Here is a 16885-nt window from a genome sequence, read left to right as displayed (position 1 = left end):
TGCTGAGCGAGCTGCGGCGTAATTTCCACTGCTACGACGGCCATTGATCCTATTAGTGCCATAATGAGAGCCATATGACATTTAAATAGCGTTGATGTGACAACACTTGCAAATCAACGTTAGAAAAATAACACTAAATGTTATAATTTTAACATTAACGCCAGCCCACACAATTACAACCCCCGGATAGCCCATCCAAATGGCTCCGCGATAACCTTGTTGAGGCTCCTATGACAGTTCGTACTCACTCTTCTCACACCTCGTCTTTTGTCGCGCTTAGCGCTGGCTTAACAGGTGTATTGGCGACAATGCTCACTACACCGCTAATGGCAGATGATGCTCAGCCCCATCCGCTTGACCGGCTGTGGTCATTCGCCAACGTTTCGGTTAACTATCTTGATTGGTCAAACGGTACCGAAGATCGCACCGCTTCCAACGCGGCGAAAAGCGACTTTATGTTTCTCGAAATCGAAGGCGGCGCTGGCTTTAGCTGGGGTGAGTTTTATGGCTTCTTTGATTTCGAGAACCCCACCAACGACCAGTTCGATGAGTCAAGCGGTGGTAAAGACAATTTCCGCACTGCGGGCAAAGTGACCTCGCATATTTACTTGGGTGATAGCCCGCTGTCGATTTATGCCCACCTGTATGACTTCCGCGATTACGGCTATAACAGCCGCGAACAGGATCAGATTCTGGGTCTGGGTTACCGTACCACCTTTGATAACGGCCTCTGGTTCAAGCCCTTTATCGGGGCTGCGCGGGTGCAAAGTAACAGCTATACCGGTATGAACGGCTATATGGCAGGCTGGGTCGCGGGTTATGATTTCAACGCGCTCAACCAGAACTTCAGCGTCACCAACTGGCACGAACAGACGTTTGGCCGCGACGATGACTACCTGGAGCAGAACTACGTGGGCGACAAAGCTGGCAGTGTGGGCACTAACGGTGCGCTTAGCCTGTGGTGGCATCCTAGTGACTTACTCACCACCGGCATTCAGTACCGCTACTCTGAGAATAAGTTGGGCACGCCCAACGACTATCAGAATGCGGTGATCTACTCCGTCAAGCTCAACTTACTTTAAACGCGTTTAACCCTCGCGGACTCGAAGGATCTCCTTATGACACTCCTTATGAGCTTGGTGGGTATGGTCACTCTGGTGGCCATTGCCCTGATCTTCTCTTATGACCGTAAATCGATCCGGCTGCGTACCGTGCTGGGCGCCTTTGCTATCCAGGCGGGTATCGGTGCCTTTGTACTTTACGTGCCGTTTGGCCAGGCGGTGCTGCAGGCCATTTCGTCCGGTGTTAGCCAAATATTGGTGTATGCCAACGACGGTATCGGTTTTCTATTCGGCGGCTTAGCGGATGTGGATAATGTCGGCTTTGTATTTGCGATCAAAGTACTCCCCGTTATTATCTTCTTCTCCTCACTCATCGCCGTGCTCTACTACATCGGCATTATGCAGTGGGTCATTCGTATCCTGGGTGGCGCGCTGCAGAAAGCGCTAGGCACCTCACGTACAGAGTCGCTCTCCGCCACCGCGAATATTTTCGTCGGCCAAACCGAAGCACCGCTGGTGGTACGTCCCTTTATCGCCCGCATGACACCGTCGCAGCTGTTTGCCGTTATGTGTGGTGGTCTGGCGTCGGTGGCCGGTTCAGTATTGGCGGGCTACGCTGCCCTGGGTATTCCCATGGAGTATTTGGTAGCGGCCTCCTTTATGGCGGCACCAGGCGGGCTGCTGTTTGCCAAGCTGATCATGCCGGAAACTCAAGACGTTACCGACAGCGACAGCGTTTCCAAGGTGGAAGAAGAGATTGACGCCCAGGAAGATAAGCCTGCCAACGTCCTGGATGCCGCTGCATCAGGCGCGACCTCAGGTTTAATGCTGGCCGCCAACGTGGGCGCCATGCTACTGGCATTTATCGCATTGATTGCACTGGTCAACGGCATATTAGGTGGCGTGGGCGGCTGGGTAGGTTTTGACTCGCTGAGCCTGGAACTGATCCTGGGCTGGCTGTTTGCCCCACTGGCCTTCCTGTTGGGTGTACCCTGGGAAGAGGCCACGCTGGCTGGCTCATTCATTGGCCAAAAACTGGTAGTCAACGAATTTGTCGCCTATATCAACCTGGCACCCTACATCGATGGGGAACAGGTAGTGGCTGCTACGGGTCAGATGATGACACCGCACACCATGGCGATTCTCTCTTTTGCGCTGTGTGGCTTTGCGAACCTCTCCTCCATTGCGATTCTGCTGGGTGGCCTGGGCAGCATTGCGCCTACCCGCCGTAAAGAGATTGCCCGTTTTGGTGTTAAAGCCGTGTTGGCCGGTACACTGTCCAACCTGATGTCGGCCTCGATTGCCGGCTTCTTTATCGCCCTAAGTAACGCGACTGCTTAACGCAGCGAGATTTGCTGAAGGTGACGGGCGCTGCGGCTTTATCCGCAGTGCCCGTTTTTATCTTTTACTGATTTGTGAGAATTCAATGACTGCGACCGCCTCTCCTCATATCGTCCAAGCCGCCCGCCAAGCACTCACCCTCATGGATCTAACGAGCCTGAACGAAAGCGACAGTGACAGTACCATTGAAGCGCTCTGCCAGCAGGTGAAAACGCCCTTTGGCACGCCTGCCGCCGTCTGTGTGTACCCACAGTTTATTGTCACCGCCCAGCGTGCCCTGACTGCTCACAAGCTAAATGACCAGGTGAAGATCGCCACGGTCACCAATTTCCCTAACGGCGGCGACGACATTATGGCCGCCGCCCGTGAAACCCGTGACGCGGTAGCCTCCGGCGCCCATGAAGTCGATGTGGTGTTCCCCTATCGCGCACTAATGGCCGGCGATGAGGAGACCGGTCTTGAGCTGGTCGAGATGTGCAAAGCCGCCTGCGCGGGCCAAGCACTGCTCAAAGTGATCATTGAGTCCGGCGAACTCAAAGAGCCTGCGCTGATCAAACGTGCCAGCGAGCTCGCCATTGAAGGCGGCGCGGATTTCATTAAAACCTCGACCGGTAAAGTAGCTGTTAACGCTACGCTGGAAGCCGCTGAAATTATGCTCAAGGCGATTAAAGCCAGTGGCCAGGAGGTTGGTTTTAAAGCGGCGGGGGGTGTCAAAACCGCCGAAGATGCGGCCGAGTATCTAGCCCTTGCCAACGAGATTATGGGCCCAGGCTGGGCGACCCCCGCGCACTTCCGCTTTGGGGCCTCTAGCCTGCTCGGCAACCTGATGGCTACGTTGACCGGCAACACCAACGCTGCCACTACAGACGGAGGTTACTAATGGCTGCCAACGCCACTCAACACAACCTGCTCCCCCAGGAGCTGATTCGCCTCAAGCGTGATAACCAGCCCTTGCCCACGGAAGAGATCAAAGCCTTTGTCCAGGGCATTGCCGATGACCGCATCAGCGATGCCCAGATTGGCGCCTTTACCATGGCAGTGTTTCTCAACGGCATGAGCCGTGAAGAAGTGGTCGCGCTGACCACCGCTACCCGCGACTCCGGCCATGTGATGCAGTGGAGCGATTTGAACCTGCCTGGCCCGATTGTCGATAAGCACTCCACCGGCGGCGTGGGTGATTTGGTATCGCTGGTGCTCGGCCCCTGGGTCGCCGCCTGCGGCGCCTTTGTACCGATGATCTCCGGGCGTGGCCTGGGCCATACTGGCGGCACGCTGGATAAGCTTGAATCGATTCCCGGCTACGACCCCTACCCCGCGCCAGAGCGTTTCCGCGAGGTGGTGAAATCCACCGGCGTGGCGATTATTGGCCAAACCGGTGACCTCGCTCCTGCCGATAAGCGCATTTACGGCGTACGTGACGTCACCGCCACGGTAGAGTCTATTCCGCTGATTACGGCCTCTATCCTGGGTAAAAAGCTGGCCTCCGGGCTGGACGCGCTGGTCATGGACGTAAAAGTCGGCAGCGGCGCCTTTATGCCCACGCCGGAAAAATCCCGGGAGCTTGCCAAAAGCATCGCCAATGTGGCCACCCAAGCAGGCACACCCACCACTGCCCTGCTTACCGATATGAGCCAGCCGCTGGCACCCTGCGCCGGTAACGCCGTAGAAATCGTGGAGACTCTGGCCCTGCTGCGTGGCGACCGCCCCAACAGCCGCGTGATGCAAGTCACCCGTGAACTGGCAGTGGAAATGCTGATTGCCGGCAAGCTGGCTGGCTCACGAGAAGAAGCGCTGTCGAAGCTTGAAAAAGCGCTGACCTCCGGCGCTGCCGCGGAAGTGTTCGCCCGTATGGTGCGAGAACTCGGCGGCCCCAGCGACTTTATGGAGCGCTCCGAGCACTACCTGGCCAAAGCTGAAGTCATTAAACCCGTATATGCCGAGCAGGCTGGCACCGTTCAGCGCATTGATACCCGCGCCGTGGGCATGAGCGTGGTCGAGCTGGGCGGTGGTCGCCTGCGTAACGATGCCAGCGTCGACCACAGCGTCGGCTTTACCGATATCGTCGAAATCGGTGAGCGCGTGGATAGCCAGCGCCCCATCGCCATGGTGCACGCCCGCAGTGACGCCGCCGCTGAGCGCGCCGCCGAGCAGCTCCGTACCGCGTTTACGATTGGCGAAGCGGCGGCTACCCCCGACACCCTGCTACAAGACACCTTCCGTGGAGAAGCCTTATGAGCCGCGCGATAGTCCTGGTACTGGACTCCTTTGGGATTGGCGCCGCCCCGGATGCCGCCACCTTTGGTGATGAAGGCTCCGACACCCTGGGGCATATCGCCGCCGCCTGCGCCCGTAATGCGGCCGATAACGCCAACCGTTCAGGCCCGCTCAAGCTGCCCAACATGGCCAAGATGGGGCTATTCCACGCCCACCGCGACGCCACCGGCAGCGTTGCCGAAGGCGTGACGCTACCGGACAGCCTGGAAGCCGCTTACGCCCACGCTAAAGAGATCTCCAGTGGCAAAGACACTCCTTCCGGCCACTGGGAAATCGCCGGCGTGCCGGTACGCTTTGACTGGGGCTACTTTCTGGATAAAACCGACAGCTTCCCCCTCGAGCTGCTCGACGCTATTGTCCAGGAAGCTAATCTGACGGGTGTCATTGGCAACTGCCACGCCTCAGGTACCGAGATCATCGCCCGCCTGGGTGAAGAGCACATTGCCACCGATAAGCCGATTGTTTATACCTCAGCGGATTCGGTGTTTCAGATTGCCGCCCACGAAGAGTATTTCGGTCTCGAGCGGCTTTATAAACTGTGCGAAACCGTGCGTGAACTGCTAGAGCCCTACAACATTGGCCGCGTCATCGCCCGTCCGTTTATCGGCGAGGACAGCACCACCTTCGCCCGCACCGGCAGCCGCCGCGACTATAGCGTTGAGCCACCGGCACCGACCGTGCTGCAAAAGCTTGATGATGCCGGTGGCGAAGTGGTCTCGATTGGCAAAATTGCCGACATCTACGCCCACTGCGGGATTACCCACAAGGTAAAAGCCAGCGGCCACGATGCGCTGATGGAAGCCACGCTCAACGAGATCGAGCGCACCAGCCAGCGCGACAAAGGCGAGCGCGCCATGATCATGACCAACTTTGTCGATTTTGACTCGGTCTATGGCCACCGCCGCGATGTGCCGGGCTACGCCGCCGCGCTAGAAGACTTCGACGCCAAACTGCCTAAGCTCCTGGCTGCGCTAAGCGAAGATGATCTGCTGATTCTCACCGCCGATCACGGCTGCGACCCCAGCTGGCACGGCACCGAGCACACCCGCGAGTATATCCCCATCCTGGTACACGGCCCCGGCTTTACCCCCGGCTCGCTGGGTGAGCGCGGCACTTTTGCCGATATTGGCCAAACCCTGGCCGACTTTTTCCTGCTACCGGCCATGGCCGATGGCACAAGCTTTTTACCTGACGCCGCTTAAAGGCTAGCGCCGCTTAAAGGAGACCTTTGATGGCAACCCCACATATTAACGCCGCCCCCGGTGATTTCGCTGATACCGTACTGATGCCCGGCGACCCACTACGCGCCAAATATATCGCCGACACCTACCTGGAGAACGTTCGCCAGGTCAATGACGTGCGCAATATGTTCGGTTATACCGGCACCTACAAAGGCCGCGAGATTTCCGTGATGGGCCACGGCATGGGCATTCCGTCGGTCTCCATCTACGCCAAAGAGCTGATCACCGACTACGGCGTAAAATCGCTAATTCGCGTGGGCTCCTGTGGCGCGGTACGCGACGACGTCAACGTGCGCGATGTGGTCATCGGCATGGGCGCCAGCACCGACTCCAAAGTCAACCGTATGCGCTTTAACGACCACGACTTCGCCGCCATTGCGGATTTTGAACTGACCCAGCACGCGGTTGCCGCCGCCAAGGCTAAAAACGTGCCGGTCAAAGTGGGCAACATTTTCTCAGCGGACCTGTTCTACAACCCGCAAACCGACATGGCTGAAATGCTTAAGCGCTACGGCATTGTCGGCGTCGAGATGGAAGCCGCTGGCCTTTACGGCGTCGCCGCTGAGTTTGGCGCCCGCGCCCTGACTATTTGCACCGTGTCGGATCACATCCTGAAAGGCGACTCGCTCTCCAGCGCCGATCGCCAATCCACGTTCGACGACATGATGCTGATTGCTTTGGACACCGTTCTTCGCGACGACGCAGCCCGCGCATAGAACGTTGAAAAGAGCACGCAGAAGCGGCCAAAAGGAAAAGTGATGGAACAGGTATCAGAACAGATCGTTCAAACGTTGTTAAGCGCGCGGGCTAACGCCTATGTGCCCTACTCAGCGCACCCGGTGGCCTCTGTGATGGTAACCCCTGACGGTCATCAGTTTGCGGGCACTAACGTGGAGGTGGCGCACTACAAAGGCCTATGCGCCGAAGCATCGGCCATTTCCGCCATGATCACTGCCGGGCAGCGCCAGCTGGCGACCGTCTACGTGATGGGCCCTGGCGATCACCTCTGCACGCCCTGCGGCGACTGCCGTCAGCGGATTCGCGAATTCGCGACGCCAGAGACGCAGATCAAGGTACTTTCCGGCAGCGGTGAATTGATGAAAACCTACACCATGGAAACGCTGCTGCCCGACGCCTTTGGGCCAGAGCAGTTGCCGCCACGCTAAGTCAGCCCGCTTGGCTTTCAAAACCAGCCCCACTCGGGCTGGTTTTGTGCATATATTGCTCGTACTCTTAGCAGCCACTGTATATTTTTGATGAAGTGTGCCGATGAGAGCACTGTATTTATTTGGAGAACGCCATGGCTGGTTTACTGCCCAACGTCGACCCTGACGGCTTGCTTGAGTACTCAGTGGTCTACACGGACCGCTCGCTGAACCATATGTCGCAGCAATTTCAAGGTGTGATGCGCGATATATCGGCCACGCTGAAAGAGGTCTACAACGCTCACTCGGCCATCATCGTTCCCGGCAGCGGCACCTTTGGTATGGAAGCCGTCGCGCGGCAGTTTGCCGTTGATCAGAAAACGTTGGTCATCCGCAACGGTTGGTTCAGCTACCGCTGGACGCAAATTATCGAGATGGGCCGTTTAACCGACCAGCACACGGTGCTTAAGGCGCGACGGCTGAATGCCGATGACTCGCATTCGCCTTTCCAGCCGGTTCCCATTGATGAGGCTGTGGCGCAAATTCGTAGCGAAAAACCCGCCGTGGTGTTCGCCCCGCAGGTCGAAACCTCCGCTGGTTTGCTGCTTCCAGATAACTATATTCAAGCGCTCGCCAAGGCCACTCGCGAGGTAGGCGGCCTGTTTGTGTTAGACGCCATCGCCGCTGGCACCCTGTGGGTGGATATGCAGGCACTGGGCATTGATGTGGTGGTAAGTGCGCCGCAAAAAGGCTGGAGCGGTTCGCCCTGCTGCGCCATGGTCATGCTCTCAGAGCGGGCCACGCAGCGCTTGAGTGACACCCAGAGCAACAGCTTTGCCTGCGACCTGGGCAAGTGGCACAGCATCATGCAAGCCTATGAGAACGGCGGGCACGCCTACCACGCCACGATGCCTACCGATGCGCTGCGGCAGTTGCGGGATATCATGCAGGAGACCCGCTCTTACGGCTTTGCCAAGGTGAAAGAGGAGCAGCAAGCGATTGGCCGTGAAGTCCGTGCCATGCTTAAGCGCCACGGTTTTGTGAGCGTGGCTGCGGAAGGCTTTGAAGCACCGGGTGTGGTGGTGTGCTATAGCGACGATAGCGGCTTAGTGGGCAAACTTGCCCAAGCGGGCGTGCAAGTAGCGGGCGGTGTGCCGTTAATGTGCGATGAAGGCGATAACTTCCAAACCTTCCGCATAGGCCTGTTTGGCCTAGATAAGCTGCACCACACAGAGCGCAGCGTGAACAGCTTAGAGCAGGCGATTAAAGCAGTGGTTTAAGAGCGTGTTTAAGAGAGTGCTTAAGAGAGTGCTTAAGAGAGTAAGGAAGGAAAAGCCCGCTATTAAAATAGCGGGCTGAAGGTCACATATACCCCACGCCCCGCGGCATCATCCCTAGATGGTTTTCGACGCGAGTTACCCCAGCCACATTTTCTGCTGCGACCGTCACCGCCTGCTTCTGCTCAAGCGACTCGACCAGCCCCCATATTTCGACTGCACCGCCATCCACAATCACGCTAATGCCTTCGGTTTGCACGCCGGTGTTGTGTTCCACCTCGTCCAGTATGGCCTCGCGGATGTGTCGATCGTCCGAGGGTGACTGAGTCGGCGCTACCGCCGCATTGGCAATTCCTTGCAGCAGATTAGCGCGGCTGACGATCCCCACCAACTTACCTTCACGCACGACGGGTACACGTTTGATGTGGTGTTTTTCCAGCGTTCGCGCAATGGTATGCAGTGGCGTGTTCTCTTCCACGGTCAGTGGATCTGGCGTCATCACTTCGTGGGCTTTACGACCATGCGTCTTGACATAGTCGCCAGCATCCTTGCCGCCCGTAAATAGCGATAACCACCATGAGTGACCGTGGTCACTGTCATCTTTTACCCGGCGCATCAAATCGCCTTCACTGACAATGCCGATCACCCGGTGATCGGCATCGACGACAGGCACAGCGCTGATACGGTGTTTTAGCAGCAGTTGCGCAATGTCACGCACTTCCGTATCGGGTCCCACACTCACCACTTTGGGTGTCATGATATCAATAGCTTGCATGGCTCTTCTCCTGGCGCCTAGCCCCCTTTAAATCAGCCTTACGCAACTCGCCCTTGGACTTAAATCTGACACGTTGAGGCTGGTTCGTTAAGACTGATTCGTTAAGGCTAAGCCGCAGTGGCAGTTCGCCCTGCCTTCTCTTTGAGCCTAGTTCGCTACTGGAAATTTGCCTATGCCAGCTGGCTATCTAAAAGAACGCATTGAGACTAATTTGATCTAGCGCAGCTTTATGCCTGCTTACCGGTTGGTTTGTTCGCCGCTGTGGCACTACTCTCTTCCACTTTCTCCACATCAACAATGCCTGAGCGACTTACCACGACTTTCCAGCGGGCAAGGTAGGGCGTGTCTTCACTGCCCGTTTCACGAATCACCAGATTAAACAGGTGGCGGCGTTCGACGCTTTCACGCACTGCTTGGCCATCTTTAAGCCGATAGATGTGGTGCTTCCCTTTACTCATTAGCCGCGTGAGCATGGAAATATCCAAATTAAGTGTTTCGCGCGTATGCTCATAGCCGCTTAAAAAGCGCGTGGGTGACATACGTGAACTTGAGCGGTAGTGCAGCACTACCTCTTCCCGCTGGGCCACCTTGCGACGGCGCAATTGTTGGATGTCATCACTCAGCGAAGCGAAGCGCTTGTAGTCAAACCACTCCAGCTGGCGACCCACCACGGCATTTCGCGTGGGGTCTAGATACTGGCGACGCCACTTAGGACGGCCTTTGCGCAGCAAGCGCCAAAGGGTATTGCGCAAATCATCCTTAAAAACTTCACGCATGGCGTAGAGCAGCGCCATGGCTAACACGAATAGCGCAGAAAGATCCCCTAACGCGCTACGTAACTGCAGCACGCCTAATGTCACAAACCCCATTACCACCGCCGTGGCCAGGGCTTTGACCGCTTTCTGCTCGCCGCCGCCCAATTCCAATGCCTCTTGCTATAGCGTAATCGGATGTTCAATCAAACGCCGCAGTAGGCGCATTTTGTTCGACATGCGCGTCGGGTCCGCCATTACTCGCTCGGCGTTGTATTGCTGTTCGCGGCGATGTTCGTCCTCCCGATGGCACACGCTGATAAAGCGTCGACGAATCTCAGTAAACTCACCACCACGGGGCATATGCGCTACTAACGCCAGTAATTGCTGTTCGGTAAACCAGGAGAGGTAGTTATCAATATTGGCGAAGTATTTTTTGAAGCTTTCGTCATCCGGCTGATTGCGTCGCAGGCGCTTGAGGATTCCGTCACTCAAGTCGATCATTTCATGCAGTTGGTCACGTAAGGCAACCGCACTTTCTTGCTCTTCACTACTCTCTTCCCGCTGTTGTTGGCGGGTATGACGTAACTTATTGGCGCTTACTAACATCGCTTGCGTGGTGCGCTCCATCGCTTCCACGTATTGATAGGCGTATAGGCTCAAACTCAACCGGTAAGAGTCACTCCCCAGGCGATTGCGACTGGCCAACCGACTATGCACCAGTGGCAGCAGGTATTCGTCACTGTAGTAAGTGCGCGATACATGAATGGCGGCATGATAAAAAGCCTCCTCTGAGATAAGCTGAGTACTTAGGCCCAGCTCGCCAGGCACAAAGAGATAGACGTCGAGGTTATGCGACGTCTCTTCCTTGAGCCGACGGGTAAGACGCAGCTGAAAGCTGTTTTTACGCTCAACGTTGATCAACCCACCAATCTCCTACTCCTTTGTCTAACGTGATGATATACCATGGCTAACATAATCATGGCGCTGCACAAGATCACTGCCGCCTCTTCATCTGTGGAGCTAGGAAATGTCCATTGCCCGTTTTTCACCCTTTGAGCTGCTGTTATTAGAGTGATATTGGCAGGTTACGCGCACGCTTAGGACTCAGCCACGGCGCTCACTGGCAAGGCGATGTGGCGAATGACTTTTCGCTGCCTCCCGATCATGCAATCTCGCGTCACGACGAACTGGTTGACCGCGTTAACCACGCGGTCTCTTTGTATAACCGTTGGCGCCGCTTACGCGGGCCGTGGTTACTCATCGCCGTGTTCTCCGCCGGTACTGGCATAGGTATCGGCCTGGGGCTTGCCTTGTGCTGGGGGCTTTTGCCGGTGTGACGCGGCGCGATTAGGCGTTTCATCGTGCTTGCGCGCCTGCTCATCGCGCCGTATTTCTGCCTTGGTTGGGCGGGGTGCCGGCTTCGGTGGTGCGGGTTTCTTATGATCGTCTGTGTTTGTTTCGCTTTCTTGCTCAGCGTCTGACTCACCCTGCTCACTTTCTGGTGCACCATTGTCCAGCGAAAACGACGTGCCCGCAGTCGCCTCCATGCGGTCTTCTGAGCGCGATTCCATACTGATGCTGAGCCGCGGCACACCCAGGTCAATCTCTTGAGCTTCCATGCGCTGTTTGAGCAGCAAGTTAAACGCCCGCGAAACATCCCACTGCATTTCTGGCGCGGTGCGAAAACGCATACGCAGGATGGGGCAGCCATCTTCAAACCCCTGAACCCCCTGCATCTCCAGTGGTGACCAGATGTAGTGACGCATCATCGGGTCACGGCGCAGCTCCTGCGCGGTTTCCTGCATCAGCGTAATGGCATCGTCGATTTTCATATCAAACGGAATACGGATACGCATCAGCGCAATGCCGAACTGCCGAGACATATTATGAATCGACTCAATGCGGCTAAAGGTAATGATATGCACGATCCCGTCCAAGTCGCGAAGGCGAACCGTGCGCAGCGTCAGCCCCTCGACCGTGCCCATGTGGTTATTGATCTGCACAAAGTCATCTACCGCCAGCGAATCTTCGATCAAAATAAAGATGCCGGTGATTAAATCCTGCACTAATGTTTGGGCACCAAAACCAATCGCTAGACCAATCACACCAGCACCGGCTAACAGCGGTGTCACGTTAACACCCAAGTTCGCCAAGCCGGCGATGACGGCAATAATCAAGATAGTCACAAAGATGACGTTGCGAATCATCGGCGTGATGGTTTGCGCCCGGGCCTGGTTGACCCGCCGCCCCCGCGAGCGTGCCGACGAGGTAAGCGCCCGCTGAATAGCAGTGTCGGCAAAGATCCACACCAGCCACGCCAACAGCACCGTGGCGCCAAGACTGACCAGCGCTTGCCCAATGCGGGCACTGGCGACTGCTTGTTGGCCCAGACCAAAGAACGAACTGCCCCACACTTGCATCGAGAGCTCGGCAAATACCATCCATGCAAAAATATGGGCGAGGACAAAGCCGAAACGCTCTAAGCGTTTGCGGTATTGGCTCTGACGATGACGGCGCTTGCCCATCCGCTCCGCTTGGCGACGCAGCAGCCCGGTCACTACCAGCGTAAGGACCAGCAGGCTGGCAGAGATAATTGAGCGCGCCAGCGCAGTGCCGACATCGCCAACGGTAATAAAAATCGCCAGTAGTGAACCACTCACCAGTAGCAGCGCGGGAATGTGCCATAGCCCACCCAGCGAGCGGATCATCTCAACCGCAGTGCTGGCGTCACGGCGTTGTTTAAACGGTCGGTTGCAAATCAAATGACGCACAGGGCGTTTGAATTTAAGAATAAACCGCGCTGAAAGCAGCGCCGCCAGCATGTTGGAAAGCACCGAGACCAAGCTCGACAGTTCGCTGCCCAGCATTTCAACCAAGCGGGTTGAGTTGACCGCATCACCAAGCGCAATCAACGCACCAATCACAAACATCCCACGCAGGGCATGCTGCTGAAGTAATTGAACCGCCGTAAACCGGTGGCCGCGACTAAAGAAGGCGATGACCGTTTCAAACACCACCGACAGCGCCCGCCCGCATAGGCAGATATAGGCCACCACCAGCACCAGCGTCCGCCCTGGGCTGTCCGGAAGCACTTGTCCAATGCCAAGCGTGAAGGCAAACGCCAACGCCCAGGGCAGCATACGGCGTAAGAAGTGCACAGCCATTAACCAGGCTTTGGGGTCACGAGGCAGATCCAGCGGCCACTCTCGGCGGGTAGCGACCATGCGCCCAAAGGCAATCATTACCACCAGCAGCCCGATCCAAACCAGGGCCAGGACAGCTCCTTCAGCAACCGCACGAATGGCTTCGCCTTGGTCGGCATCGTCGTTCAGGGCGCGTAAATCGTCCGCCCCCTGAACCAGCTGGCGCGCCCATTGGTCAACCGGTGAGTCGCCTGCCTGCGCCTGATCGCCAAGGTCGCTTAGCGTATCGGCGAGGGCACCCAGCAGCCCTTGGCGCACCACGCCCTCGTCTTCGGTGGCAGCATCTGCGGTTACCTGCAGCTCGCGCAGCGACGTGAGCAGCTCAGTGCGCCGCTCCTCGTTTTCAAGCATGGTGATGACATCAGTTAACGAGGCCTGGAACTCTTCGCCGCTGACCTCAACTTCCTGTTCCTCAGAGCCACCCCCCAAACCGGGTATCGACACCACTTGCGCCTGGGCCTGAGTGATTGCCATGCTCGTCAGTACTAGGCTCGCCAATACAAACAAGACAACGCCTATTACCGCGCTAATTAACCAGTGCTGTCGCACGCCTTACTCCTGAATATTAATCTGAATGGCGTCCTGCTTACCATTTACCGCCGCTTTAGTTTATAGCCCTTAGGAATGCACTCAGCCTCAACGCGTGACTATGATAGGCTGGATGCTTAAACGTTCACCTCAAGGATGCCGAGATGACGCTACAAGCTCCACCTAACCGCTTAAACAGTCATGGGAATATCCGGCAGGTTGGCGTCGAAATTGAATTTGCTGGTCTGCCACCCCGAGACACGGCGATGATCGTACGTGAACTGTTTGGCGGGGAGCTTAACGTGGTAAGCCCTCATCGGCTACTAGTAGAGAATACCCGCTGGGGCGAATTTGGCATTGAACTCGACACTCAGTACGCTCACCCTGACAAAGCCCTACTGGAAGACCCTCACGCTCAAGACAGCGAGTGGGCGCGCCACCAGCACCAACGACGCATCCAGTTCCATCAAAAAACCCGCGAATTGATTGGTGATATGGTCACTGGCCTAGTGCCTACCGAAATTGTTTGCCCGCCGGTGCCCTGGAATGAACTTGAAGATTTAGACGCGCTGTTTGAAGCACTGCGAGAGCACGGCGCCAAGGGCACCGATGCTAGCTTGATGTATGGGTTCGGTTTGCATCTAAACCCTGAAGTAGAGCGCTTTGATGCCGACTATTTGCTTGCCATGCTGCGCGCGTATTTATTACTTGCCGGATGGCTGCGCGATGAAATTAAAGTCGATATTACCCGCGAGGTGCTGCCCCATGCCAACCCCTTTCACAAAGCATACGCGCTAAAGGTCCTCGATAGCCGCTACTCACCTGATCTGGATACCTTGATTGACGACTACCTGCATCATAATCCAACGCGCAACCGTGAGCTGGATATGTTGCCACTGTTTGCTTATCTGCGCCCTGACCATGGCCATGAGTTGTTACATGCTCAGCTCACGAAACCACGTCCCACTTTTCACTATCGCTTACCCAACGCCCAACTTTCCCAACCGGGTTGGGGCTCGGCAATGGAGTGGAACCGCTGGGTGGAAGTTGAGAAACTTGCCGCTAACTCGGAGGTACTGCTCGCTCGCTGCGCTGAGTATATTGCCGAACATAACCGACCGATACTGACCCGCGTAAAAGAAAAACTGGTCCGTTGGCTGCGTCGTGAGCGCTAATTTTTTAATGTCTTATTTTCAACTTCACGTTTTTCAACTTTATTTCTTGCCACAGTGAGTAACCACCTGCATGTCTCGGCCGCTTATCGGAATTACCACCTCTGACCGCAAAAGCCACTTAGCATGGTGGTTTGATTGGTTCGCCGTCTGGCGCCATGGCGGCAAACCGCTGCGGTTATCGCCTTCACGCCACCAGCCTGACCATTTAGATGGTTTAATCATTGGTGGCGGAGATGATATTCAGGCCCACCTTTACGGCGGCGAAGTGCAGCTGGATGTACGCCTCGACCCGGCACGGGATGAATTGGAGCTTGCGCTGCTTGAGCGGTTCATTCCGCTGCATACGCCCGTACTGGGCATTTGTCGGGGCGCGCAACTAATCAACGTCCACCTTGGTGGCACTCTAGACCCGGATATTTACACCACACATGAAGGGCTAAAACGACGCCGTACGGTACTGCCGCGCAAAACCGTCGATATTGTCGGCGCGAGTAAGCTACACCGGTTGCTCGGCGTGACGTGGTGCCGGGTTAACAGCCTGCATCACCAAGCTGTTTATGGCGCAGGCAAAGGGATAGAGATTGTCGCCCGCGACCGGGACGGCTTGGTACAGGGCATCGAGTCACGTGAACATGAGTTTTTGATTGGCGTGCAGTGGCACCCCGAATGGCTAATTTTCAACCGCCCCCAGCAGCGCTTGATTCGCGCGCTGGTGACGGCTTCACGACGTCATGCTAGAAAACGCCCGCTGTCAGCTCAAGACGACTAACGCTGCGTCGTAATCTGGTTCGTTTTTCAGCTCGCTGACCAACTCACTGTGTAGCACGCGATTATCGGCATCCAGCACCACCACCGCACGGGCACACAGCCCCTCCATCGAGTTATTACACAACGCCACGCCCCAGACTTCACGAAACTCTGGGTGGCGGAAAGTAGACAGCGTTTCAACGTTATCCAGCCCTTCTGCACCGCAAAAGCGTTTGGCAGCGAAGGGTAAATCAGCCGAAACCACCAATACCACGGTGTCAGCAAGGTTAGAGGCCAGTTCGTTAAAGCGACGCGTCGACATCGCGCAGGTAGGCGTATCCACACTGGGAATAATATTAAGCACTTTACGCTTGCCCGCATAGGTCGCAAGCGTAACGTCTTGCAGCTCAGTGTTGGTCAGTGTCATTTCAGGTGCTGCCTGACCTTTAGCAGGCAGTGTGCCAGCCACATCCAGCGGCTCGCCCGCACGGGTAATTTGTTGCATTGTCGTTTCCTTATGTCGTTAATAACGAATGAATTCTTACCATCCAAGAGGCCATGGTAGGCTATCATCATGCCTTTGTGCTCTTCCTGAAAGACCTTTGTTTAACATTTGCGTTTCATCGTACCGAGGGAGTGATATGGCCTGTGTATTAATCGTTAAAACCGGCGATGCTTATCCAGAAGTCGTCGACCAGTACGGCGACTTTGAAACGCTATTTGAAAAGCAGCTAAGTACTGCCCTACCTGCGCATTTAGAGGTGCAGGTATGGGACGCGCAACGCAACCCTACCCCACCCGCTCTAGACACCTTGGCAGGCATACTGATCACTGGCTCGCACAGCATGGTCAGCGATGCAGAACCCTGGAGCGAAGCACTTAAACCATGGCTGCAAGACGCGTTGGCAAACGATATGCCCATGCTGGGCGTTTGCTATGGCCATCAACTCATGGCCGCCGCTTTTGGCGGTGTCAGCGATTACCACCCAGCAGGCCGCGAGTCGGGCACTCATACGGTGCGACTGACGCTGGCTGGCCGACAAGACCCGCTATTTAGTCAATTACCGGAAAGTTTTGCGGCACACCTTTCCCATGCGCAGTCGGTCATGCAGGCGCCTCACGGCTGCACTGTGCTGGCCCACAATAGCCACGACGCCCATCAAGCGCTGCGCTATGGCCCGCGCCAATGGAGCGTACAGTTCCACCCTGAGTTCAGCGTGCCCGTCATGCGCGCCTATATAGAGCGCCAACGCGCTATCTTGCGCGACCAGGGTGAGAACCCTGCAAGCCTATCAGCGAAGGTGACTGATGCATCAGACGCAGCTAGCCTGCTCACGCGCTTCCTCGCGTTTGTATAGCCCCG

The 16885-nt window shown here is 56.3% G+C and carries 14 protein-coding genes and 1 pseudogene; 11 read left to right on the top strand and 4 right to left on the bottom strand.

Annotated elements, in window-relative coordinates; genetic code table 11:
- Positions 1–230: 230 nt before the first annotated feature.
- From ACXUPB_RS05265 to ACXUPB_RS05230, 8 genes are all read left to right on the top strand, one after another.
- Positions 231–1082 carry an outer membrane protein OmpK gene (locus tag ACXUPB_RS05265; RefSeq protein ID WP_444675385.1) on the top strand — a complete coding sequence of 284 codons (852 nt, stop codon included), beginning with the start codon at positions 231–233 and terminating at the stop codon, positions 1080–1082.
- Between the two features lie 36 nt (positions 1083–1118).
- Entirely contained in the window at positions 1119–2402 is a 1284-nt protein-coding gene (locus tag ACXUPB_RS05260) for a NupC/NupG family nucleoside CNT transporter (protein WP_386082670.1), read from the top strand.
- A gap of 85 nt (positions 2403–2487) precedes the next feature.
- Entirely contained in the window at positions 2488–3282 is a 795-nt protein-coding gene (gene deoC, locus ACXUPB_RS05255) for a deoxyribose-phosphate aldolase (protein ID WP_472955764.1), read from the top strand.
- Positions 3282–4637 carry a thymidine phosphorylase gene (deoA, locus tag ACXUPB_RS05250; RefSeq protein ID WP_472955762.1) on the top strand — a complete coding sequence of 452 codons (1356 nt, stop codon included), beginning with the start codon at positions 3282–3284 and terminating at the stop codon, positions 4635–4637. The genes deoC and deoA overlap by 1 nt, the downstream gene beginning before the upstream one ends.
- Entirely contained in the window at positions 4634–5878 is a 1245-nt protein-coding gene (locus ACXUPB_RS05245) for a phosphopentomutase (protein ID WP_472955761.1), read from the top strand. The genes deoA and ACXUPB_RS05245 overlap by 4 nt, the downstream gene beginning before the upstream one ends.
- A gap of 29 nt (positions 5879–5907) precedes the next feature.
- On the top strand, positions 5908–6633 hold the full coding sequence (gene deoD / locus ACXUPB_RS05240) for a purine-nucleoside phosphorylase (protein ID WP_472955760.1): 726 nt from the start codon (positions 5908–5910) through the stop codon (positions 6631–6633).
- 42 nt (positions 6634–6675) lie between these two features.
- Entirely contained in the window at positions 6676–7083 is a 408-nt protein-coding gene (gene cdd / locus ACXUPB_RS05235; protein WP_179915736.1) for a cytidine deaminase, read from the top strand.
- A gap of 134 nt (positions 7084–7217) precedes the next feature.
- Complete coding sequence (locus tag ACXUPB_RS05230; protein ID WP_335597315.1) at positions 7218–8342, top strand: aminotransferase class V-fold PLP-dependent enzyme; 1125 nt, start codon at positions 7218–7220, stop codon at positions 8340–8342.
- A gap of 82 nt (positions 8343–8424) precedes the next feature.
- On the opposite strand, the gene ACXUPB_RS05225 is transcribed toward ACXUPB_RS05230, so the two are convergent.
- The 3 genes and pseudogenes from ACXUPB_RS05225 to ACXUPB_RS05215 form a co-directional block, all read right to left on the bottom strand.
- The gene (locus ACXUPB_RS05225; protein WP_472955758.1) at positions 8425–9114 is read right to left on the bottom strand and encodes a CBS domain-containing protein; all 690 of its coding nucleotides are present in this window, start codon (positions 9112–9114) and stop codon (positions 8425–8427) included.
- Positions 9115–9341: 227 nt separating this feature from the next.
- Positions 9342–10790 (bottom strand): annotated as a pseudogene (locus ACXUPB_RS05220) (hypothetical protein).
- A gap of 332 nt (positions 10791–11122) precedes the next feature.
- Positions 11123–13621, bottom strand: a complete 2499-nt coding sequence (locus tag ACXUPB_RS05215; protein WP_472955756.1) for a mechanosensitive ion channel domain-containing protein — start codon at positions 13619–13621, stop codon at positions 11123–11125.
- A 143-nt stretch (positions 13622–13764) separates the two neighbouring features.
- On the opposite strand from ACXUPB_RS05215, the gene ACXUPB_RS05210 reads away from it, so the two are divergent.
- Together ACXUPB_RS05210 and ACXUPB_RS05205 are read left to right on the top strand one after the other, a co-directional pair.
- Entirely contained in the window at positions 13765–14775 is a 1011-nt protein-coding gene (locus ACXUPB_RS05210; protein ID WP_472955755.1) for an amidoligase family protein, read from the top strand.
- A gap of 70 nt (positions 14776–14845) precedes the next feature.
- The gene (locus ACXUPB_RS05205; RefSeq protein WP_472955752.1) at positions 14846–15544 is read left to right on the top strand and encodes a gamma-glutamyl-gamma-aminobutyrate hydrolase family protein; all 699 of its coding nucleotides are present in this window, start codon (positions 14846–14848) and stop codon (positions 15542–15544) included.
- Here the strand turns inward: ACXUPB_RS05205 and tpx are convergent.
- A complete protein-coding gene (tpx, locus tag ACXUPB_RS05200) occupies positions 15527–16027 on the bottom strand; it encodes a thiol peroxidase (RefSeq protein WP_472955749.1) in 501 nt (166 codons plus the stop codon). The genes ACXUPB_RS05205 and tpx overlap by 18 nt on opposite strands.
- 136 nt (positions 16028–16163) lie before the next feature.
- On the opposite strand from tpx, the gene ACXUPB_RS05195 reads away from it, so the two are divergent.
- Positions 16164–16880, top strand: a complete 717-nt coding sequence (locus tag ACXUPB_RS05195; RefSeq protein WP_035559278.1) for a glutamine amidotransferase — start codon at positions 16164–16166, stop codon at positions 16878–16880.
- Positions 16881–16885: the final 5 nt, after the last annotated feature.

The organism is Vreelandella sp. DA03-1M (assembly GCF_055725665.1).
The sequence above is the reverse complement of the archived record's forward strand: the minus strand, read 5'-3'. Positions and strand labels throughout refer to the sequence as shown.

What these genes read in the sequence shown, in the direction of transcription:
- ACXUPB_RS05265 (WP_444675385.1), top strand. Translation starts at nt 231, where the DNA reads ATGACAGTTCGTACTCACTCTTCTCACACCTCGTCTTTTGTCGCGCTT.
- ACXUPB_RS05260 (WP_386082670.1), top strand. Translation starts at nt 1,119, where the DNA reads ATGACACTCCTTATGAGCTTGGTGGGTATGGTCACTCTGGTGGCCATT.
- deoC (WP_472955764.1), top strand. Translation starts at nt 2,488, where the DNA reads ATGACTGCGACCGCCTCTCCTCATATCGTCCAAGCCGCCCGCCAAGCA.
- deoA (WP_472955762.1), top strand. Translation starts at nt 3,282, where the DNA reads ATGGCTGCCAACGCCACTCAACACAACCTGCTCCCCCAGGAGCTGATT.
- ACXUPB_RS05245 (WP_472955761.1), top strand. Translation starts at nt 4,634, where the DNA reads ATGAGCCGCGCGATAGTCCTGGTACTGGACTCCTTTGGGATTGGCGCC.
- deoD (WP_472955760.1), top strand. Translation starts at nt 5,908, where the DNA reads ATGGCAACCCCACATATTAACGCCGCCCCCGGTGATTTCGCTGATACC.
- cdd (WP_179915736.1), top strand. Translation starts at nt 6,676, where the DNA reads ATGGAACAGGTATCAGAACAGATCGTTCAAACGTTGTTAAGCGCGCGG.
- ACXUPB_RS05230 (WP_335597315.1), top strand. Translation starts at nt 7,218, where the DNA reads ATGGCTGGTTTACTGCCCAACGTCGACCCTGACGGCTTGCTTGAGTAC.
- ACXUPB_RS05225 (WP_472955758.1), bottom strand. Translation starts at nt 9,114, where the DNA reads ATGCAAGCTATTGATATCATGACACCCAAAGTGGTGAGTGTGGGACCC.
- ACXUPB_RS05210 (WP_472955755.1), top strand. Translation starts at nt 13,765, where the DNA reads ATGACGCTACAAGCTCCACCTAACCGCTTAAACAGTCATGGGAATATC.
- ACXUPB_RS05205 (WP_472955752.1), top strand. Translation starts at nt 14,846, where the DNA reads ATGTCTCGGCCGCTTATCGGAATTACCACCTCTGACCGCAAAAGCCAC.
- tpx (WP_472955749.1), bottom strand. Translation starts at nt 16,027, where the DNA reads ATGCAACAAATTACCCGTGCGGGCGAGCCGCTGGATGTGGCTGGCACA.
- ACXUPB_RS05195 (WP_035559278.1), top strand. Translation starts at nt 16,164, where the DNA reads ATGGCCTGTGTATTAATCGTTAAAACCGGCGATGCTTATCCAGAAGTC.